Annotated in this window: 21 protein-coding genes; 4 read left to right on the top strand and 17 right to left on the bottom strand. The window is 34.5% G+C overall.

Annotation, left to right across the window (positions count from 1 at the left end):
- Positions 1–338: 338 nt before the first annotated feature.
- From UH7x_RS08135 to UH7x_RS08085, 11 genes are all read right to left on the bottom strand, one after another.
- A complete protein-coding gene (locus UH7x_RS08135) occupies positions 339–1,277 on the bottom strand; it encodes a DUF3078 domain-containing protein (protein ID WP_482363227.1) in 939 nt (312 codons plus the stop codon).
- Positions 1,278–1,357: 80 nt separating this feature from the next.
- Positions 1,358–1,864 (bottom strand): DUF2480 family protein, encoded by a 507-nt coding sequence (locus tag UH7x_RS08130; RefSeq protein ID WP_482363226.1) that lies wholly within the window; start codon positions 1,862–1,864, stop codon positions 1,358–1,360.
- A 24-nt stretch (positions 1,865–1,888) separates the two neighbouring features.
- Entirely contained in the window at positions 1,889–2,221 is a 333-nt protein-coding gene (locus UH7x_RS08125) for a DUF59 domain-containing protein (RefSeq protein WP_348151482.1), read from the bottom strand.
- 78 nt (positions 2,222–2,299) lie between these two features.
- Positions 2,300–2,722, bottom strand: coding sequence for a SufE family protein (locus tag UH7x_RS08120; RefSeq protein ID WP_482363225.1), 423 nt, complete (start codon positions 2,720–2,722; stop codon positions 2,300–2,302).
- Positions 2,723–2,793: 71 nt separating this feature from the next.
- Positions 2,794–4,008 carry an aminotransferase class V-fold PLP-dependent enzyme gene (locus tag UH7x_RS08115; RefSeq protein WP_482363224.1) on the bottom strand — a complete coding sequence of 405 codons (1,215 nt, stop codon included), beginning with the start codon at positions 4,006–4,008 and terminating at the stop codon, positions 2,794–2,796.
- 96 nt (positions 4,009–4,104) lie between these two features.
- A complete protein-coding gene (locus UH7x_RS08110) occupies positions 4,105–4,755 on the bottom strand; it encodes a porin family protein (protein ID WP_482363223.1) in 651 nt (216 codons plus the stop codon).
- Positions 4,756–4,774: 19 nt separating this feature from the next.
- Entirely contained in the window at positions 4,775–6,091 is a 1,317-nt protein-coding gene (gene sufD / locus UH7x_RS08105) for a Fe-S cluster assembly protein SufD (protein ID WP_482363222.1), read from the bottom strand.
- A 73-nt stretch (positions 6,092–6,164) separates the two neighbouring features.
- Complete coding sequence (gene sufC, locus UH7x_RS08100) at positions 6,165–6,917, bottom strand: Fe-S cluster assembly ATPase SufC (RefSeq protein ID WP_482363221.1); 753 nt, start codon at positions 6,915–6,917, stop codon at positions 6,165–6,167.
- Between the two features lie 6 nt (positions 6,918–6,923).
- Positions 6,924–7,796, bottom strand: coding sequence for an N-acyl homoserine lactonase family protein (locus UH7x_RS08095; RefSeq protein WP_482363220.1), 873 nt, complete (start codon positions 7,794–7,796; stop codon positions 6,924–6,926).
- 13 nt (positions 7,797–7,809) lie between these two features.
- A complete protein-coding gene (sufB, locus tag UH7x_RS08090) occupies positions 7,810–9,255 on the bottom strand; it encodes a Fe-S cluster assembly protein SufB (protein ID WP_482363219.1) in 1,446 nt (481 codons plus the stop codon).
- Between the two features lie 40 nt (positions 9,256–9,295).
- On the bottom strand, positions 9,296–9,625 hold the full coding sequence (locus UH7x_RS08085; RefSeq protein WP_482363218.1) for a HesB/IscA family protein: 330 nt from the start codon (positions 9,623–9,625) through the stop codon (positions 9,296–9,298).
- Positions 9,626–9,856: 231 nt separating this feature from the next.
- On the opposite strand from UH7x_RS08085, the gene UH7x_RS08080 reads away from it, so the two are divergent.
- Positions 9,857–10,735 (top strand): glycosyltransferase family protein, encoded by an 879-nt coding sequence (locus UH7x_RS08080; protein ID WP_482363217.1) that lies wholly within the window; start codon positions 9,857–9,859, stop codon positions 10,733–10,735.
- Between the two features lie 5 nt (positions 10,736–10,740).
- Here the strand turns inward: UH7x_RS08080 and UH7x_RS08075 are convergent, their stop codons facing one another.
- Together UH7x_RS08075 and UH7x_RS08070 are read right to left on the bottom strand one after the other, a co-directional pair.
- The gene (locus UH7x_RS08075) at positions 10,741–12,084 is read right to left on the bottom strand and encodes a hypothetical protein (RefSeq protein ID WP_482363216.1); all 1,344 of its coding nucleotides are present in this window, start codon (positions 12,082–12,084) and stop codon (positions 10,741–10,743) included.
- Positions 12,084–13,313: a choice-of-anchor B family protein gene (locus tag UH7x_RS08070; protein ID WP_482363215.1), complete on the bottom strand. Its 1,230-nt coding sequence runs from the start codon at positions 13,311–13,313 to the stop codon at positions 12,084–12,086. The genes UH7x_RS08075 and UH7x_RS08070 overlap by 1 nt, the downstream gene beginning before the upstream one ends.
- Before the next feature lie 202 nt (positions 13,314–13,515).
- Between UH7x_RS08070 and UH7x_RS08065 the strand changes: the two genes are divergently transcribed.
- The 3 genes from UH7x_RS08065 to UH7x_RS08055 all read left to right on the top strand — a co-directional run bounded on the left by UH7x_RS08065 (position 13,516) and on the right by UH7x_RS08055 (position 17,202).
- Positions 13,516–14,973 carry a Gfo/Idh/MocA family protein gene (locus UH7x_RS08065; RefSeq protein WP_482363214.1) on the top strand — a complete coding sequence of 486 codons (1,458 nt, stop codon included), beginning with the start codon at positions 13,516–13,518 and terminating at the stop codon, positions 14,971–14,973.
- A 95-nt stretch (positions 14,974–15,068) separates the two neighbouring features.
- Positions 15,069–16,118: a thiamine-phosphate kinase gene (gene thiL, locus UH7x_RS08060; RefSeq protein WP_482363213.1), complete on the top strand. Its 1,050-nt coding sequence runs from the start codon at positions 15,069–15,071 to the stop codon at positions 16,116–16,118.
- 13 nt (positions 16,119–16,131) lie between these two features.
- Positions 16,132–17,202, top strand: a complete 1,071-nt coding sequence (locus UH7x_RS08055; RefSeq protein WP_482363212.1) for an alpha/beta fold hydrolase — start codon at positions 16,132–16,134, stop codon at positions 17,200–17,202.
- A gap of 210 nt (positions 17,203–17,412) precedes the next feature.
- On the opposite strand, the gene UH7x_RS08050 is transcribed toward UH7x_RS08055, so the two are convergent.
- From UH7x_RS08050 to UH7x_RS08035, 4 genes are all read right to left on the bottom strand, one after another.
- Positions 17,413–17,631, bottom strand: a complete 219-nt coding sequence (locus UH7x_RS08050) for a hypothetical protein (protein ID WP_153756119.1) — start codon at positions 17,629–17,631, stop codon at positions 17,413–17,415.
- Between the two features lie 470 nt (positions 17,632–18,101).
- Positions 18,102–19,394 carry an aminopeptidase P family protein gene (locus UH7x_RS08045; protein WP_482363211.1) on the bottom strand — a complete coding sequence of 431 codons (1,293 nt, stop codon included), beginning with the start codon at positions 19,392–19,394 and terminating at the stop codon, positions 18,102–18,104.
- Between the two features lie 47 nt (positions 19,395–19,441).
- Entirely contained in the window at positions 19,442–19,939 is a 498-nt protein-coding gene (locus UH7x_RS08040; protein WP_482363589.1) for a peptidylprolyl isomerase, read from the bottom strand.
- Between the two features lie 168 nt (positions 19,940–20,107).
- On the bottom strand, positions 20,108–20,407 hold the full coding sequence (locus tag UH7x_RS08035) for a hypothetical protein (protein WP_482363210.1): 300 nt from the start codon (positions 20,405–20,407) through the stop codon (positions 20,108–20,110).
- Between the last annotated feature and the right edge of the window lie 47 nt (positions 20,408–20,454).

Genomic DNA, 20,454 nt, shown 5'->3' with positions numbered 1-20,454 from the left:
ACCCCGACAAAAATGTCGGGGTGTTTTTATTATAAATATTTCTAATTTATGGATTTAATCGATTAAAATGAGCTTTTTAACGGAGTTTGCAACAGGTTTTTAAATGTTGACAACAAAAATTACTTTAAGAAGCACTCGAAATCTAATTTTGAATTGTATTTGAGATTTAGTGTTTGTTCCAATTCATATTAATTAACCATTTTGCGATTAAAACCACGCCTAGGTTTGGCAAAAATTAAGAATAGGCAACTGTGCAACCAAATTTAATGTATCCTACTTAACAAAAACGTCCCGCATATTGCGGGACGTTTTATTATATAAAATATTATATTCTTTTCTTAGAAAGCATAATTCAATCCAAATAACCAATAAGATTGAATATCGTTATCAATGCTGTCAAATGTAGCATTAGGATCCAGCTCTGCAGCAGGTGCCTTATTTATAGCATAATCAAGCGCTTCTTGTTTGTTATTTCTTAAACCAAACTCAAAACCAAGACCGATACCATTCCATATTGTATAGCCGAAAGAATTAATCCATGTCCAGTTAGAAAGGTCACTACTCTTATAACTTTGAAAGGTTGAAAAGTTAGTCTTAAAATTAACCGCTCCAATTTGTCTTGTATAATCTGCTACTATTTTAGCACCTAATGAAGACTCATAAACTGCATCATTTTTAGCAAAAACAAAATTGTAGTTTAAAGGATGTATAACAACTACTAAATCAGTAATTGGTGTCCACGTAGCACCAAAACCAATATCTAAATATCCAGGATCATTAAAGTTGTCTAAAATGGTAGTTCTATACTCACCAAGACCTGAAATAGCAAATTTGTCACTTAATTTTCTACCGTATAATGAAGTTATTGTGAATACATCTGTAGTTCCACTAAAACTATCATCATCAGTATCAATATCTTTATTATCTAACTTAACCCATTGTAGGTTAATGTTACCAGAATTTCTCCAGAAGAATTTATCACGGTCTAAATTCGCGAAACCATTTATAGTAACACCAATGTTACCAGAAGAATTATTTGGTTTTCCTTGTGAGTACCAGTTACTAAAACCAGATAAATTTGCACCAATAGTACCAAAAGCACCTTTTTTCCATCCAGGGAAGGCATCTATTTGACCTTGTAGGGCATCAACTCTACCTTGAATATCTGCAACTGAATCTTTTTTAGCTGCTTGCTCCGTTTTCAACTCTTCTACTGTTTGACCTGAAACTGCCATAAAAGTTAAAGTGGCAACGAGGGTAAATACTACTTTTTTCATTTTAAAATGTTTAGTTTTCTTTGTTTATAGTTATGACACACAAAAATACAAATAGTCACTTATTCTGAAACAAAAAACATCTATTTTCTCTTGAATAGCGGCACTGCTGAGCACGCTTCTCCATACATTATTGATTTAGCAACTGGCCTTAGCAACATTGTGGCTTGTATATAAGCATTTGCAGGAACAGGCTTATTACTGCATCCTTTAATAATAACTAGTTTGTCTTTATATTTTGAAAAATCAAGATTTTGTAGTTCTTCTTGATATATTGAATCTTCTAATGATTCTAAATCACCCTGCACAACTTTATTAGCAAAAGGCTGAATATATGCAGTTACTAACATGAAAGCCCAACCAGGCACTATGGCATCACTAGAACAATATAAAGCAACAAAAGCTTCTTCATATTGTTCCCAATTATGTTCCAAAATATAGTTACGAAACTCCTTTTCTTTGACAATAACACCCTCATACAACCAGTCTTTAATATCTAGCTGCATCCTCTTACCCTCAACATAATAATCTTCAAGATTAAAAGTGATAAGCTTACTTTGCGCAACGCGATTAATTATTTCTTCAGCCATTCTAAAGAGAGAATTTTAATTTATTTAAAGAAAACCTAGCTCAAGCTTTGCTTCTTCGCTCATTAATTCCTGAGTCCAAGGTGGATCAAAAGTTATCTCAACATGAGCATCATTAACCAAATCTAAGGACTTCACTTTCTCTTCAACTTCTGCAGGCAGCGATTCCGCAACCGGACAGTTTGGCGAAGTTAGGGTCATTAAAATTTTAACCTCATTATCTTCATTAACCAATACATCATAAATTAACCCTAATTCATAAACATCTACAGGTATCTCTGGGTCGTAAATGGTTTTGAGCACCCGCACTATCTTCTCTCCTAATTCTTCTGTATCAACGGTTGTAGTTTCTTCGCTCATCTTTCTTTATTATTTTACTATTAAGTTAGTGCATACATCTAAATAGACGCTAAAAAAGACAATAACTTAAATGCCATATTAATTTAACTGTGTTTGGTAAGCAATAGCATACAATTTAATCTGCTTAATCATACTTACCAATCCATTTGCTCTAGTTGGTGATAAATGTTCTTTAAGACCAATTTCATCGATAAATGCTGTATCTGCATCAATAATGTCTTGAGGAGTTTGATTGCTATAAGTACGAATTAAAATTGCGATTATACCTTTAGTAATTATTGCATCACTATCTGCTGTAAAAATCAATTTATCACCATCAAGTTTAGCATGTACCCAAACTTTACTTTGACAGCCTTTAATTATATAATCATCTGTTTTATATTGCTCGTCAATAAGAGGTAATGATTTACCCAATTCTATCATATATTCATAGCGCTGCATCCAATCTTCGAACATAGCAAACTCATCAATAATTTCTTCCTGAATTTCTTTAATCTTCATGCATTAATTTTCAACAAAAATACAATAAGAATAAGTGGCAATCAATTCTTTAAGGTAATCATAACAATTGGCTACTGTAACATGTTTTTGGCTCTTTTGACACCTTCAACCAAGATATCTACCTCTTCCTTAGTGTTATAAAAACTAAAACTAGCTCTAACTGTACCTGGAATTTTATAGAAATCCATGATTGGCTGCGCACAATGGTGACCTGTACGTACAGCAATTCCGAGTTTATCTAAAATGGAACCAATATCGTAAGGGTGCAAACCTTCTATATTAAAAGAAATTACTCCCGTTTTATTCTTAGCTGTTCCGTAAATTTTCAACCCATCTATTGTTAAAAGTTTCTCTGTAGCGTATTGTAATAATTCATGCTCATACGCTGCAATGGCATCGAAGCCTATAGCGTTCATATAATCCAAAGCTGCACCAAAAGCAATTCCACCACAAATATTAGGCGTACCTGCTTCAAATTTATGTGGAAGTTCTGCATATGTAGTTTTCTCAAAAGTTACTTCCGTAATCATTTCACCTCCTCCTTGATAGGGAGGTAATCTTTTCAACCAATCTTCTTTACCATATAGAATTCCCACACCAGTAGGCCCACAAACCTTATGCGCTGAAACCGTATAAAAATCAACATTTAAACCCTGAACATCTGCTACTAAATGTGGAGCTGCTTGCGCTCCATCTATTAATACTGCTGCTCCTACTTTATGGGCCTTTTCGATAATTTCTTCAATAGGGTTTACTGTACCTAGCGCATTTGACACATGGTTACAAAACACCAATTTTGTTTTTTCTGAAAGTAAATTTTGATATACATCTAGCAACAATTCACCTTCTTGATTCATCGGAATAACCTTGAGAATAGCTCCCGTTCTTTCACATAACATTTGCCAAGGCACTATATTTGAATGATGCTCCATCGCCGAGACAATTATTTCATCTCCCATTTTCAAGAGCGATGAAAAACCATTCGCCACCAAATTTATTGCATGTGTGGTACCTGATGTAAAAATGATTTCACTAGCCTTAGCTGCGTTAAAATGCTTCTGAATTTTTTGTCTTGCATGTTCGTATTTGTCAGTTGCCTCTTGTGACAATGAATGTACCCCTCTATGTATGTTTGCATTGTAGTTAGAGTAATAATCTACAATACAATTAATTACCTGTATGGGCGTCTGAGATGTAGCTGCATTATCAAAATAAACCAGTGGCTTATTATTCACCTCTCTTGATAGAATAGGGAAATCTTTTCGAATTTTTTGCACATTAAACATAGCCAAATTTTTGAAATGTAAAGATACTTACTAAGCAGTGAAAATTATGTGAAATACTACTATTATCGCTTTCAATACTGCTAGTGAATTAAGACTTCATCGAAATAAATAATTTACTGAAAGCTGTATGGAGGCGTTATAATTCTGAATATTATCACCTAAACCATTAAGACGATTACGAAGACCCATATAAAACCGCGGTGTTATAGAAAGTTGGTCGCTTAAAACAAAACCGACTCCGACAGCTGCTCCATAATCTAATTGAAAATCACCAGAAATTTTACTTTTAGATGTGGCATTCGCACCATCCAATTCATCTAGATTTTTATTTTTAGTTATTTGATTTAATAGAAATCCAAATTGGGGTCCAAATTCGATCCAATACTTATCATTCATTTCAAATTTCCCCAAAATGGGTACCGTTAAAAAATTCAATTGTACGTTAGTTCGGTAATCATTTTGATCTCCACCACCACCCTGATTTTCAATGGCATTTAAATCGGTACTAAATTGAAATCCCTGTGAAGAATACAGTAATTCTGGTCTTAATGCGAACTTGTTAGAAAAGTCTACTTCCAGATAAACGCCACCATGACCGGAGAGTCTAAACTTCATTCCATTGGTTAAATCACCAACTATTGAAGAATAATTTAAACCACCTTTTACACCAAATCGAGTCTCTTGAGCACCAATTTCTTTCGGAATAATATTCAATAAAATAAACACCAAAAAAGCGTTTAAAAACATGCCTTTATAGTTGCTATTTTTAAATATCAAATCCAAGATTTACACCTAATTTTTTGGCAATCAACTTATTAATTCTAGCTTTTAATTCAGGAATACGTACACTTTCAAGTACGTTATTGGCAAAAGCATACATTAATAGTGCTCTAGCTTCTTTCACTGGAATACCTCTAGACTGCAAATAGAATAGCGCATCTTCATCTAATTGACCAATTGTACACCCATGTGAACACTTTACGTCATCTGCAAAAATTTCTAACTGAGGCTTGGAATTGATGGTTGCTTTATCACTTATTAGAATATTGTTGTTCTTTTGAAAAGCATTAGTTTTCTGTGCAATCTTATCCACAATAATCTTTCCGTTGAACACCCCAGTTGATTGCTCTCCATAAATTCCTTTATAATCTTGATGACTTTCACAATTAGGTTCAATATGATGTACCAAAGTATGGTGATCTACATGCTGCTTTTCACCTAAAATCGTAACACCTTTCATCGTTGAGTCTATATACTCACCATTTTGATAAAAGTTTAGATTGTTACGTGTTAATTTTCCTCCAAACGAAAACGTATGCACTTTTACTACGCTTTTATCTTTTTGATCTATATATGTATTATCAATCATTGAGGCAGTACTAACATTGTTCTGCACTTTATAGTAATCAATAATTGCATTTTTCGCTGCAAATATCTCGGTAACTGAATTGGTTAAAACCTCGTTAGAAGTAAGGCTTTGATGTCTTTCTATTACCTGTAATTCTGCATTTTCTTCAACTATAATTAAGTTTCGAGGTTGCAACATTAAAGTTGCTTCATTACCCGTAGCAAAATGTACAATTTCAACAGGTTTCTTTGGCATTTTATTTTTTGGGATGTAAATAAAAGCTCCCTCTTTACTAAATGCCGTATTCAATGATGTTAATGAATCATCTTTAGCTGCCACCTGATTAAAATATACATCAATAACTGGCTTGTACATCGGCTTTGTTAATGCCGAACTCATTAAGCAAATATCTACGCCGTCATGAGTGGTTTCAGACAAATAAGAGCTATAAATACCATCGATAAACACAATTTTATAGGTGTCTATCTCATGAATAAAATATTTCTTGACATCGTTATATTCAATTTTGTTTTCTTCCTTCGGAAAAATACTAAAATCTACTTTTTGCAAACTATTTAGTGAAGTATACTTCCAAGCTTCATTCTTTTTAGATGGAAACCCTTTTTCCTCAAAATTCTTTATTGCATTAGAACGTATGTCATGTACTGGATGCTCTACATCAACATTATTCTCGAACGCCATAAAGGACGATATCAACTTCTCTTTTAAATCCATTTTTTTTAAGTATTAAGTAATTAGTTTTAGGTAATAAGCAATCTTCACTCATTACTTTTTCACTTCATACTTTTTAAACCGCAGCTTCTTGTTTCAACCAATCGTAGCCTTTTTCTTCAAGTTCGTGTGCCAGTTCTTTACCACCAGACTTCACAATTTTTCCGTTGTGTAATACATGTACAAAGTCTGGAACGATATATTCAAGTAAACGTTGGTAATGCGTAATCACAATTACTGCGTTGTCTTTACTTTTCAACTTGTTTACACCATTTGCAACAATACGAAGTGCATCAATATCTAAACCAGAATCCGTTTCATCTAAAATAGCTAGTTTAGGTTCTAACATCGCCATTTGAAAAATCTCATTTCGTTTTTTCTCACCTCCAGAAAAACCTTCATTCAACGAACGTGATAAGAATTTACGGTCAATTTCTAGTAATTCTGATTTCTCACGGATAAGTTTCAACATTTCATTTGCAGGCATGTCTGCTAATCCTCTAGCTTTTCTAGATTCATTTATTGCCGTTTTCATGAAATTAGTAACGGATACACCTGGAATTTCAACAGGATATTGAAACGAAAGGAAAATACCTTTATGAGCTCTTTCTTCAGGAGCATCATCTTCAAGATCTTCGCCATCTAAGAGTACTGAACCTTGAGTGACCTCAAATTCTTCTTTTCCTGCAATTACAGAAGCTAACGTACTTTTACCTGAACCATTTGGCCCCATTATAGCATGTACTTCACCTGCATTAACAGTAAGGTTTATACCTCTTAATATTTCTTTATCCTCAATACTTGCATGCAAGTCATTAATTTTCAACATCTTACTTTAATTTAAATATTTTGGCGCTACTGGCATTTTTTCAAAATCTTCTTTTTGGTGCTGTAAATAGACCTCAGCATTTTTTTCTTTTGCTAAGGCTTCAAAAGCATCCATACTTTTCAGCGTCTGATCCACATCTGAGTTAAAAACAGGAACACGTTTATTTTCCCTACTTTCATACATATGATACAAATCTCCACTTAACAATGTCGGTCCATTTTTTGCCAAATCAAGAAATAAAACTTGATGGCCTGGGGTGTGTCCTGGCATTGACTTTATAACTACAGAACCATCACCAAACACATCAAAATCGCCCTTCAGCTTTTGGACATTGTTTAATTCTTTTATTGCATTATAATTATCTGCATTATTCTTTTGACTCTCGTCACTAGTTATAAAATCATATTCTGATTCTTGTACTAACCATGTTGAATTCTTTAGCACATTTGCATGCCCACTATGATCGAAGTGCGTATGCGATAGTGCAATAAAATCTATATCATCAACAGACATATTTATTGAACTTAACTGATTTAGTAATGAATCTTTTCTAGAGACCGTAAAAGTGCCACTTGGATCTGTAAAATCTGGCTGCCCTACTAACATCTCTGGTAATCCGGCATCCCACATTAATTTGCCTTTCGGATGTTCTATTACATAAAAAGCATCTGAAAACTCCTTCGTTTGCCCCTCATAAGCTTTGTCTTGCGAGAAAACTTCAAGATTATTTACAAATACAGTACCCCCACTAAAAGTGTATAATTTTACCTCAGGCTTAACAGCAGCTTCTGAAGTTGTAGCATCGGTATTTTCCTTTTTAGCTTCCTTGCAGGAAAATGTTAACACAGCTACTAATACTATTAAAAAGTACTTTTTCATTATTCTCAATTTCCTAACCTACAGAACCCTCTAAACTAATTTCTAACAGTTTTTGCGCTTCAACTGCAAATTCCATTGGTAATTTATTCAACACTTCTTTACTAAAACCATTTACGATTAAAGCAATTGCTTTTTCAGTATTTATCCCTCTTTGATTGCAATAGAAAATTTGGTCTTCACCAATCTTACTCGTCGTAGCTTCGTGCTCAACTTGCGCCGTTTTATTCTTTACTTCGATGTACGGGAAAGTATGTGCACCACATTCATTACCCATCAATAAAGAATCGCATTGCGAAAAATTTCTAGCATTATCAGCCCTACTATTAACTTGCACTAATCCGCGATAGCTATTTTGTGATTTTCCTGCGGATATTCCTTTTGAAATAATGGTACTTCTGGTATTCTTACCAAGGTGTATCATTTTAGTACCTGTATCTGCTTGCTGATAATTATTAGTTACGGCAATTGAGTAAAATTCGCCAATTGAATTGTCACCTTTTAAAATACATGAAGGATATTTCCATGTAACAGCAGATCCAGTTTCAACTTGCGTCCATGATATTTTTGCATTTTTCTCGCAAATTCCACGTTTAGTAACGAAGTTATAAACGCCACCTTTTCCAGTTTTATCTCCAGGAAACCAGTTTTGTACCGTTGAGTATTTAATCTCTGCATCATCAAGCGCAATAAGCTCAACTACAGCCGCGTGCAACTGATTTTCATCTCTAGAAGGCGCTGTACAGCCTTCTAAATAACTTACATAACTATTTTCATCTGCAATAACCAATGTGCGCTCAAACTGACCTGTTCCACCTTCGTTAATTCGGAAATAAGTAGATAATTCCATCGGACATTTAACGCCCTTTGGAATATAACAAAATGACCCGTCAGTGAAAACAGCTGAATTTAAGGCCGCATAAAAATTATCAGTTTTTGGCACTACCGTCCCCATATATTTTTTAACCAATTCAGGATGCTCCTTAATTGCTTCCGAAATTGGCATAAAGATTATTCCTTTTTCTGCTAAAGTCTTTTTAAATGTGGTGGCAACAGAAACTGAATCTACTACAATATCAACGGCTACATTTTGTAACCTTTTTTGCTCATCAACAGAAATTCCTAATTTTCGATACATTTCCAACAAATCTGGATCTACATCATCTAAAGATTTATTAGGGTCTGCCGACTTAGGAGCTGAATAATAGCTGATAGCTTGAAAATCTGGTTTCTCATATTTGACATTAGCCCATTCTGGCTCTTCCATTTTTTCCCAAATCCTAAAAGCTTCCAAACGCCATTCAGTCATCCATTCTGGCTCTTCTTTCTTTTTAGAAATAGCAATAACTATATCTTCATTGAGTCCCTTTGGCAAGGTATCTGACTCAATATCAGTATAGAAACCATACTCATATTCTTTGGTTTCTAATTCTTTTTTTAATTCCTCTTCTGTATATGCCATAAATTTTCAATACGCTGATTAACAACAGATAATCAACAATTTATAATGAAAAACTCTCTCCACATCCACAAGTTCGTTGTGCATTCGGATTATTAAATACAAAGCCCTTACCGTTAAGACCACCAGAATATTCTAGCGTAGTTCCTACCAAATAAAGAAAGCTTTTTTTATCTACTACAATGCGCACGTCGTTGTCTTCAAAAACTTTGTCGGTTTCATTCATCTCTCTGTCAAAATCCAATTCGTATGACAAACCACTGCAACCTCCACTTTTTACACCTACACGCACATAGTCTTTTGCAGCATCATAACCACCTTCGGTCATGAGACTTACCACTCTGTTTTTCGCTGTTTCTGAAACTTGTATCATTATCTGTTATGATTCTAAATAGCTTACAAATATAGTTTATTAGTAGGGTTTTACCGCATATACTTACATTATTATATTGTATGTTATTATAGGTTTTCTCTATATTAAAATTAAATAATAAAACAGTCCGAACAACCCTATTAAACAGGCAAACAATAAAGGCATAGTTCTACTACTGCATAATAGCCTAAACTTAAGTACTTTTGACATTCTAAATATTATTCTATTTCGATGAAAATAGCGGGATTTTCTTTTGTTAAAAATGCAGTTTTATATCAATATCCAATTGTTGAGGCAATTCGATCAATTTTACCAATTTGCGATGAATTTGTAATTGCAATTGGAGATTGTGAAGACGGAACATTAGAATTAATACAGGGAATGAATGAGCCTAAGATTAGAATTATTCAAACTGTATGGGATGAGAATCCGAAAAATGAAGTTCATGTTTTAGCCGCTGAAACTAATAAAGCTTTTGAACATATCTCAAAAGACATCGATTGGGCATTTTACATTCAAGGCGATGAAGTTGTTCATGAAAAATATTTGGACAACATTAAAGCTGGCATGCTTAAATACAAAAACAACAAAGGCGTCGACGGACTCTTATTCAACTACCTACATTTTTATGGATCTTATGATTACGTGGCTACTTCATCGAATTGGTATTCGCATGAAATACGTGTCGTAAAAAACAATTCTAACTTCTATTCTCATGGCGATGCACAAGGGTTTAGAAAAAACGACAATGAGAAATTAAGGGTAAAGCCAATTGACGCTTACATATATCATTATGGATGGACACGTGAACCCGAAGCCTTAAAAAGAAAACAAACTAATTTTTACTCGCTTTACGAAGGTGAATTTGGCAAACCCAAAGATTTTGAGGAAACGTCAATTAAATTTGAATATGAACATTTTGTAAATGCTATTGATCGCTTTAAAGGAACCCACCCCGAGGTAATTGCTAAATTGATAGAAAATAAAAATTGGGAGTTTGATTATGATATATCTATGAGTAGAAAAAGTTTGAAGGATAAAACCAAGGAATTTTTGAAAAAGTTGGGTATTAATACCTATTACACTAATTACATTATCTCTAAAGATTAAGACACCTAATTTATTTTAATTAGTACAGCATCTGTCCCACCTTTATTTACAACTTCAGAGAAATTTTGACTCAAGATTTCTCCAACAACCATTATGCTATCATCATCATTTTCGATAATGTCGTAACCATAATCTAAGTCCGATCCGCCCATTGTTTTTTGCCATTCTAACTGACCATTAGCATCTGTTCTTATAACCCAAATATCATTCTCTCCTTTATTTTCCAAAAGATCTCCATTCGTACTTTTAGAATTTCCAACAATCATTAATCCACCATCATTGGTTTCACATAGCTCTTCTGCTAGTTCAAAACCAGAGCCCCCAAAAGAATTTTCCCAAAGAAGCGCACCATTATCATCAATTTTAATAAGCCAAATATCGGATTCTCCGTTATTCTTACTTACATCTAAATCATCACTTAAGGTATGCCCAGTAATTGCATAACCACCATCTGAAGTATTTACAATGTCATAAGCTCGATCAATACCACTTCCTCCATATGCCTTCTCCCATACAAACTCGCCCTCTTGATCCACTTTAACAATCCAAAAATCGTAACTCCCTCTATTTATAGAAACATCGTAATCGGTGCTTTCTGTAAATCCGGCCAAAACAAACCCACCATCATTTGAATTTACCACACCGTATGCTCTATCATTATTCGTTCCTCCAAAGTATTTACGCCATTCTACATTCCCGTCTACGTCTAGTTTGGTTCCCCAAAATTCGCCTACCCCATGTCTTGTTAAGAGCTCGCCCTTCTCGGCAAAACCATCTTCACGAGCCGCCGTAATATCTAAAAATCCCGCAAAAAATAAACCGCCATCGGTTGTTTCAATAATATCATAAGAATGATCGTGACCAGAAAAACCAAAACTTTTTTCCCAAAGAATAACACCCTGACTATTAACACGAATTATCCAATTGTCATGATAACCTTCATTATTGCTTCCATCACCATCGGCACTTTGTGCATAACCTGTTAAAGCATAACCGCCATCACTGGTTTGCAGCATACTTTGTCCAATATCTTCTCCACTTCCGCCATAGGTTTTACTCCATTCTAACCCACCTTCAGCATTTAATTTTAACAACCAATAATCTACAACTGGATTTGTCTTATCTGAAATATCACCGTCTATACTATTTGTAAAACCTAAAATAGCATAACCTCCATCATTTGTTTTTATGATTGATCTAGGGGTATCTGACCCAGATCCTCCATAACTCTTAATCCAATCTATTTCACCATAAAAATATGGGATATTATCAGCATCAAGTCTATCGATTTTCGAATCTTCTGAGCAGGACAGCGACAGTAGCAATAAGAAGAAAATAAGTTTTTTCATCAAATAGATTTCTTAACAACGAATAAACCTCGATTTATATCACTTATTAAAATCTTACCACTCGAAAAATAAGGATAAACACTCCAAACCCCATTAAAATCTGCCTTATCGGTCTTTGGATGGGTGTCAAAAAATCCAATCTCCGATATATTTTTACTTTCAATATTTGAAATATCTAGCACGCGCATACCGGCAGTGTAATTGGCTAGAAAGAATTGATTTCCTACTACATATCCATTGTGGTCTATAGCCGCTGTGGGGCCTAAATAAGTATCATGCAAAAAAGGATTATCTAAATCGGAAAAGTCAAAAATTAAAGTTCTTGAGTTAAAACCAAAATTTGTTTCATCTGTTTCATCTCCAAGAATAAAATAACGTTGATCTTCTGTAAACCAACCCTGATGTGTATAACTGAAATTATCATACGTAATTGTACTAATTTCTTGAGGATTTGATTTATCAGTAACATCAATTATTGCCACTTGATCTTCATTAGCGCCTAAGTAAATCTCTTTTCCAGTATAGTCGGAATCCGGTCCATTATAACTAATTACCTGAGCATCGTGTGTATATCCATTTGCAGCATGACCCCCAGAAGCAATTGGAACTTTAGGATTTTGAATATTTACAAAATGACCACCCCCACTAAAGGTTGTTGTACCAACAGCATAAGCATAACCCGTTTCCTCATTAATCACAATATTATGAGCATTGCCAAATTCGGTATAGCGCACATCTGCACTAAATGTTTGAGGAGGACTTGTAACATTTCTTAATTGTGTTAAATCAAAAACCTGCATTCCATGATCTCTAGCCTCTGAAACAATAAAAGCATGATTTTGATACACTTTAATATCGTGCCAAGAACTTGAAACCGTAGCTGTTGGAAGTTTCCCTAAATAAATTAAATTTTCATCATCCGAAATATCTACAAAACCGGTTCCATTATCTAGCCCCATTAAAGCATATTCTTTACCAGTTTCTGGGTCTGTCCATCCCCAACAATCATTACCAGAATTAGCACTAAAATTGGCAAGAGTAATATTTCCAATTTGATTATATCCATCGCACGGGTATACACCTGCAAGTCCACTTTCACAAGGCACATTACCCGTTTGCTCTATTGGAAGAACATCTATATCATTCTCTGAATCTAAGTTGAGATCATCACTATTCGAACAGGCTACAATCAAACCAACGAATAATATAAACAGCAGAAATTTTTTCATAGCAAGAATATTTCTTTTGATATATAAAGATAGGCTTTTCCATAATTGCAGTTATGTTGTTTCTATTGTTAAGATATCATCACAATAATAGTAAATAGTACAAATAAGTTTAAGATGTATATGTTATTTTAGCAATTGGGAGAATTCGAAATATTAATTTACCTTGATCTTTATTGATTTAATCAACTAATTATATCGTAAAATGAGTAAAAAACTTAACAAATTGAAAAGTGATTCGCGCCGAAAATTTCTTAAAAATACCGGTTTGGCGTCTGCCGGATTTATGATTGTGCCGAGACATGTTCTAGGTGGTCCTGGATTTGTTGCACCTAGCGACACTTTAAATATTGCTAGTATTGGTGCAGGAGGAAAAGGACGAAGTGATATGACTTCTTTTACCGAAAGTCCAAATGCTCGAATAATAGCCATGTGTGATGTTGATGATAGACAAGCCGTAGAGTCGAGAAAAAATTTCCCTAAAGCTAGTTACTACAAAGACTTTAGAACAATGCTTGACAAGGAAAAAGACAATATTGATGCTGTTTCCGTTTCAACTCCGGATCATAATCATGCCGTTGCAACATATAAAGCAATGGAAATGGGCAAACATGTTTATGTCCAAAAACCTTTAACACATGATATTTGGGAGGCTAGAATGCTAACCGAAGCTGCCGTAAAATTTAAAGTAGTAACCCAAATGGGTAACCAAGGTGGATCTGGTGATGGTGTTCGTAAAATGCAAGAAATTTATGAAACTGGAATTATCGGAGAGGTACATACTGTAAAATGTTGGACGAACCGTGCAATATGGCCACAAGCCTTAGAAACACCAACAAAAAAGAATAAAATACCGAAAGGTCTTGACTGGGATTTATGGTTAGGATCTGCGGAATACCGTGATTATAATGATGCTTACTTACCATTTGATTGGAGAGGTTGGTCAGATTTTGGCACTGGAGCATTAGGTGATATGGCTTGCCATATTATGGACCCTGCTTTTAGAATACTACCAATTTTATATCCAGATTCTGTAGAATGCAGCGTATCAGATGCATTTAAAGGTAAATTTGAAACAGCTAATTACCCTAAGAGTTTCCCTAACTCAAGTAAAATACACATTAACTACCCAAGAACAGATGGCATGGGTAATGTAAAAGTTACTTGGATGGATGGTGGACTTATCGCTGAACGACCAGAAGAAATGGGAGATGATGAGCCAATGGGTAACTGGGATGGTGGCACACTATTTATTGGTGACAAAGGAAAATTATTAGCCGATTGTTATGGTGCAAACCCAAGATTACTTCCTTTAACTTTAAATGAGCAATTCGAAGTTGAACAAACTATTAAGCGTGTTCCTGAAGGGCATTATGTTCAATGGGTTAATGCTTGTATGGCCGGATATGGCAATGCAGAAACAAGTTCTTCTTTCGATTTTGCTGGACCTTTTACCGAAAGTGTACTTATAGGCAACATTGCTTTAAAATCATATTTCGAGATTGATCCGAAAGCTGAAAATAAAAATTTCTGGAGTGGCGGATCAATGTATCACGGTAGAAAACGTTTGCAATGGGATGCACAGAATATGAGAGTTACAAACTTCGACCCAGCGAATAAATATGTTAAACGTGAGTATAGAAAAGGTTATTCTGTAGGATAGTCTTATTACATATATTCGGTACCATAAAAACCAGAGTCTTTAAGCTCTGGTTTTTTTATGCCTATATTTTTACATATACTCCTTACTTTTGCCTTATGCTAGAAGATAAAAATCAAGAACGTACCTCATTGGAGCAATTAGGTGAATTTGGACTTATAGATCACCTTACTCAACATTTTAAAATCGAACATAAATCAACCATAAAAGGTATTGGCGATGATGCTGCTGTGCTAGACTTTGGTAAAAAGAAAGCTATAATCTCTACAGATTTTTTGGTTGAAGGGGTTCATTTTGACCTAAGCTATATGCCATTAAAACATCTTGGCTATAAATCTGTAATGGTAAACCTTTCAGATGTGTATGCAATGAATGCTGATGCGACTCAAATTACGGTATCAATTGCTGCTTCAAATCGATTTCCAGTAGAAGCATTAGAAGAATTATATGCAGGAATTCACCAGGCATGTAAAACATTTGGTGTCGATTTAATCGGTGGCGACACAACCTCATCATTAACAGGTTTACTAATTAGTATAACTGCAATTGGTGAAGCTGATGAAGATAAAATTACCTATAGAGACAAAGCAAAACCGAATGATTTATTAGTAGTTAGCGGCGATTTAGGTGGAGCATATATGGGACTTCAAGTTCTAGAACGAGAAAAGGAAGTCTTTAAAGTGAACCCAAACAATCAACCCGATTTAGAACCCTATACATATATTGTTGAAAGACAGTTAAAACCTGAAGCTAGAAAAGATATAGTTAAGCTCCTTAATGATCTAAATGTTTTACCAACAGCAATGATAGATATTAGTGACGGACTATCTTCAGAAATACTTCACCTATGCAAGAACAGCGCTGTAGGATGTAATTTATTCGAAGATAAAATTCCACTTGACCCAACAGTAATTGCCGCTTGCGAAGAGTTTAATGTGGATAGCACAATGATTTCACTTAGCGGTGGTGAAGATTATGAATTGCTTTTTACATTAGACCAGAATGATTTCGACAAGATAAAAGGCAATCCTAATTTTACCGTAATCGGGCATATGACCGAACCTTCCGAGGGGTCACATTTAATAACTAGAGCTAATACTAAAATTCCTTTATCTGCTCAAGGGTGGAATTCCTTTGATAAGTCTTAAACGCTAATTTCTTATGAAACCATGCACAAATTATAGAACCATCATTTTGCTATTGGCAATCACTTTTATTGTAGCAAGCTGTGCATCGATTCCGAAATTATCTAAAAATGACAAAGTCTTAATTAAAAAAGTATTAAAGGCCCCAACTTCTAATATTGTAACTGGTGAAACAGGTTTTGCTACAAACGGCGGACATTCTATTTGGTACGAAAAAATTAGTCCGAAAACTGAAACAAAAGGAACCGTTCTACTTATTATGGGCAATGGTCAAGATGCCTTAAGCTGGCCTCCAAATTTTGTTTCTAATTTTACGGATACTGGTTATCAAGTTATACGTTTTGACCATAGAGGAACTGGTCTTTCAACAACTACTGAAAAATGGAAAAAGAAAAATGCCTACTCTCTTACAGATATGGCGGAAGATGCTATTGCAATACTGGACACTCTGTCTATTCAAAAATCTAATATTTTAGGTGTTTCAATGGGCGGAATGATTGCCCAAATAATTGCAATAGAACATCCTGAAAGGACAGCCACCCTAACTTCAATAATGTCTTCCGGAAATGTTTTGGATTCAGATTTGGACCCTATGTCTAATGAGGTTATACCAAAAATGATTAGTACCGTACTTAAACATGGTTTTTTTGGGAGTAAAAAAGGTCAGATAAAACGGCAAATAATTCAAAAAAGAATATTAATGGGTGAAGCCAGTGGAGACATAGATATCAAAACTATGGCAACGGTTTCTGCTTATAACCTAAAGGAAAGAGCTGGTTATAATTTATTGGCAGCAAAGCATCATTTTGAAGCTATATTAATTTCTAAATCAAGGCTAGAAAAATTAGCAAATCTGAAAACACCCACACTTATAATACACGGCAAAAAAGACCCCGTAATGCCCTTTAGCCATGGAAAAAAAATGGAAAGCATCATTCCAAATGCAAATAGTTTATGGATTTATAATATGGGTCACGATCTGCCAGATGAAAAAATAAATAAAATGACTGACTGTATTATATCTCTTTTTCAAAATACTCAAAATAAAAAACCTCGACTTTCATGGTCGAGGTTTTACTGCTTTTGAGCAGTTGTGAATAACTAGATAAAATTAACTTGAGTGACTATAATAAATTACAGATTTCTTTAAAAAATATTCCCGAAAATTAAGGGCATTTCCCATATATGACGGTTGTGGGGCGAACGACGGTCAAGAAGAAGGGCGCTTTCTTATATTTCCAGGAATATAACTTGAATCTTTTCCGATTAGGTTAAGATTATAATTGCCATAACACAATTAGGCTACTTGCTGTGAAGCCTGATGTCTTTTTCTGTAAATACTTTCTAAAGTATGGTTGATATCTTGAAGCTCCGGTGTCAGGGTAGATAAATTACCGCTAACATCTGTAGTAACTTCTCTACCACAATGAACGCATTTGTACTCTTTGATGTGCAGTGTAACTTTTTTGGAGACTGAGTAATGGTGTCCAAAAATGCTGCAAAATAACTTTTTCATGCTAAGTAGGTTTTGGTACTAAATCAGCATTTAGGGATACTGAATTAGCTGCTTAAAATGTATTTAGATATTCGATTTCAAAATACCTTCTTAGAACGCATATATCATTTATTTTATTGGCTTACTCCACTGAATATTGCCGCTTTTTCGATAAACTACATTTTATTCGACAAACTGTTCAATTAATAGGATGTAATGAAACGGTAAATTGAATTGTGTTACTTTAACTGGAATAGTATTCAGTTAAACTGTGTTTTTGGACGGTTAAAATTTAGACTTTCGTTCAATTAACGATTCAAAATTTTAAATACGATACTATTTAACATGAATAGCGCATAGAGCAAACCCCATATTATTAATGCATGAAATAGAAGAAATACTACTATTAGTATTTAAGTTTATAAATAGATATCTTTTTTTACTCTAAAATATCTTACCATTTTTTATGCCTACATAAAAACCTGACAATTTTATGCCTGCATTAAGGTCTCAATCTCATCAACTTCAATAGGAATATTTTCCATTAAATTAAAAGGAATTCCATTTTCTTGAATCACTACATCATCCTCCAATCGCACACCCATTTTTTCATCAGGAATATATATACCGGGTTCAACAGTAAAAACCATATTAGCTTTCATAGGTGTTTTTAATTCTCCGTAGTCATGTGTATTTAATCCTATGTGATGACTGGTGCCGTGCATGAAGTATTTTTTATATGCTGGCCAATCCACATTTTCATTTTGAACATCCGCTTTATCCAATAATCCCAGACCCATTAATTCTGATGTCATTATTTTACCACATTCTTTATGGTACTCTGCCCAAATAGTACCTGGTATTAACATTTTTGTCGCCTCATCTTTTACACGTAATACAGCATTGTAAACAGCTGCTTGGCGTTCAGTGAATTTTCCATTAACAGGTACTGTTCTAGTTAAATCACTTGAATAATTTGCATATTCTGCCGCTACGTCCATTAAAATAAGGTCGCCGTCTTTGCATTGCTGATTGTTTTCGAGGTAGTGTAATACATTAGCATTGTTACCCGAAGCAATTATTGGAGAATACGCAAAGCCCTTAGATCGATTACGAATGAACTCATGTAACAATTCAGCCTCTATTTCATATTCCCAAACTCCAGGTTCTATAAAACCAAGCAATCGACGAAAACCTTTTTCAGTAATATTACACGCCGTCTGCATTAGCGCCAATTCTTCAGGCTCTTTTACTCCACGTATATTTTGAAGAATAGTATTGCTCTTAGCATACTGATGTGCTGGAAATTGTAACTTACACTTTTGAATAAAACGATCCTCACGTGTTTGAGTTTCTACTGCCTGGCGATAATGCTCATTTGTATTAAAATAGACAGTATCCGCTTCAGTCATTAAATCAAAGAAGACTTTATCGAAATCTGTAAGCCAATAAATAGTTTCAATACCCGAAACCTCAGTAGCTTTTTCTTTTGTTAGCTTTGCTCCCTCCCATATTGCAATATGTTCATTAGTTTCTCTAACAAATAACACTTCTCTATGCTTTTTATTTATTGCATCAGGAAATAAAACTAGAATAGTCTCTTCTTGATCCGCACCACTTAAATAAAAAATATCTCGGTGTTGTTCAAAGGGCAAAGTGCTGTCTGCACTTATAGGATATATGTCGTTGGAATTAAAAACTGCAATGCTTTTTGGCTTCATTTGAGCCATAAATTTTTTACGGTTTTTTACAAAGAGCGTATTTTGGATTAATTCGTATTTCATAATGTATCGGTTCGAATCGATAAAATTAAGAAAACAAAACAGAATACTTATTTCTTATAGCCAGGATATATCTTATTTAACTCCTTTCTTTTTATTGATATAATATTTACATCTAATGAAATAGGTATTAAGGGTTCGTCTAGTGAATCTCGCTTAACATTTACAATAGTGTCAATTACATCCATTCCTTTTATAACTTTTCCGAAGACTGTATAATCACCATCTAAGCGATGTTCTCCTTTTTTATTTTGTACGACATAGAATTGACAGCGCGCCGAAAGTTTCTCGGCATTATTATCTCTTCCAGCACCTAAGGCTCCGTAATTATGCTTTAACTTTTTATTGAACTCTGGAGCCAACAAATATTCTGGATTATTGAACCCCTCTGGAGTATCTGGACAACCAGCTTGCGCCACAAAATTTGGAATTACTCGATTAAAAGTTAGAGAATCCCAATAACCATCATTTGCTAATTGAATAAAACTAGCCTTGTGTTTTGGAGTCTCATCATGCAACCATACTAAAATTTCACCTTCAGGAGTTATTATTTGCCCAATTTCAAATGTTTTTTGGGCATTACATAAGATACTAGAAGGATTGAAAACAAATATTTCATAATTGCTTTAATTGATAACATTCAAATATAAGCGTTTCGCAAAAGGGAATAAAAAAACCCCAACATTGCTGTTGGGGTGAGGTATTTAATGAATGTGCTATTTGGCCATAGCATTTTTTATGGCTCCAACAATGGCCATTATAACGCCGCCACCAACGCCACCACCGGCAACGCTTCCAAGCAAGCCTGCAATATCTAATCCGCCATCTGCACCCGCAGCTGCAGCTCCGCCGATTCCAAGCATTCCCAATAACGAACCTCCAAGTCCGCCTCCAAGAATACCAGCAATCGAATTACCTACAGTACCCAGTGACAAATTCTTTAATAATTTTCCTGCTACGTTGCCACCTAATGCACCGGAAACTAGTTGAATTATTAACGGCAAATACTCTTCCATTTTTAAAAATTTTAATTGGTTAATATTCAGTAAATTAACTGAATTTT

Source organism: Aurantibacter sp. UH7, assembly GCF_056839165.1.
This window is presented reverse-complemented; position numbering and strand designations above follow the sequence as displayed.

What these genes read in the sequence shown, in the direction of transcription:
- UH7x_RS08135 (WP_482363227.1), bottom strand. Translation starts at nt 1,277, where the DNA reads ATGAAAAAAGTAGTATTTACCCTCGTTGCCACTTTAACTTTTATGGCA.
- UH7x_RS08035 (WP_482363210.1), bottom strand. Translation starts at nt 20,407, where the DNA reads ATGGAAGAGTATTTGCCGTTAATAATTCAACTAGTTTCCGGTGCATTA.
- UH7x_RS08095 (WP_482363220.1), bottom strand. Translation starts at nt 7,796, where the DNA reads ATGAAAAAGTACTTTTTAATAGTATTAGTAGCTGTGTTAACATTTTCC.
- UH7x_RS08055 (WP_482363212.1), top strand. Translation starts at nt 16,132, where the DNA reads ATGAAACCATGCACAAATTATAGAACCATCATTTTGCTATTGGCAATC.
- thiL (WP_482363213.1), top strand. Translation starts at nt 15,069, where the DNA reads ATGCTAGAAGATAAAAATCAAGAACGTACCTCATTGGAGCAATTAGGT.
- UH7x_RS08070 (WP_482363215.1), bottom strand. Translation starts at nt 13,313, where the DNA reads ATGAAAAAATTTCTGCTGTTTATATTATTCGTTGGTTTGATTGTAGCC.
- UH7x_RS08085 (WP_482363218.1), bottom strand. Translation starts at nt 9,625, where the DNA reads ATGATACAAGTTTCAGAAACAGCGAAAAACAGAGTGGTAAGTCTCATG.
- UH7x_RS08130 (WP_482363226.1), bottom strand. Translation starts at nt 1,864, where the DNA reads ATGGCTGAAGAAATAATTAATCGCGTTGCGCAAAGTAAGCTTATCACT.
- UH7x_RS08125 (WP_348151482.1), bottom strand. Translation starts at nt 2,221, where the DNA reads ATGAGCGAAGAAACTACAACCGTTGATACAGAAGAATTAGGAGAGAAG.
- UH7x_RS08080 (WP_482363217.1), top strand. Translation starts at nt 9,857, where the DNA reads ATGAAAATAGCGGGATTTTCTTTTGTTAAAAATGCAGTTTTATATCAA.
- UH7x_RS08115 (WP_482363224.1), bottom strand. Translation starts at nt 4,008, where the DNA reads ATGTTTAATGTGCAAAAAATTCGAAAAGATTTCCCTATTCTATCAAGA.
- UH7x_RS08120 (WP_482363225.1), bottom strand. Translation starts at nt 2,722, where the DNA reads ATGAAGATTAAAGAAATTCAGGAAGAAATTATTGATGAGTTTGCTATG.
- UH7x_RS08110 (WP_482363223.1), bottom strand. Translation starts at nt 4,755, where the DNA reads ATGTTTTTAAACGCTTTTTTGGTGTTTATTTTATTGAATATTATTCCG.
- sufC (WP_482363221.1), bottom strand. Translation starts at nt 6,917, where the DNA reads ATGTTGAAAATTAATGACTTGCATGCAAGTATTGAGGATAAAGAAATA.
- UH7x_RS08045 (WP_482363211.1), bottom strand. Translation starts at nt 19,394, where the DNA reads ATGAAATACGAATTAATCCAAAATACGCTCTTTGTAAAAAACCGTAAA.
- sufB (WP_482363219.1), bottom strand. Translation starts at nt 9,255, where the DNA reads ATGGCATATACAGAAGAGGAATTAAAAAAAGAATTAGAAACCAAAGAA.
- sufD (WP_482363222.1), bottom strand. Translation starts at nt 6,091, where the DNA reads ATGGATTTAAAAGAGAAGTTGATATCGTCCTTTATGGCGTTCGAGAAT.
- UH7x_RS08050 (WP_153756119.1), bottom strand. Translation starts at nt 17,631, where the DNA reads ATGAAAAAGTTATTTTGCAGCATTTTTGGACACCATTACTCAGTCTCC.
- UH7x_RS08065 (WP_482363214.1), top strand. Translation starts at nt 13,516, where the DNA reads ATGAGTAAAAAACTTAACAAATTGAAAAGTGATTCGCGCCGAAAATTT.
- UH7x_RS08075 (WP_482363216.1), bottom strand. Translation starts at nt 12,084, where the DNA reads ATGAAAAAACTTATTTTCTTCTTATTGCTACTGTCGCTGTCCTGCTCA.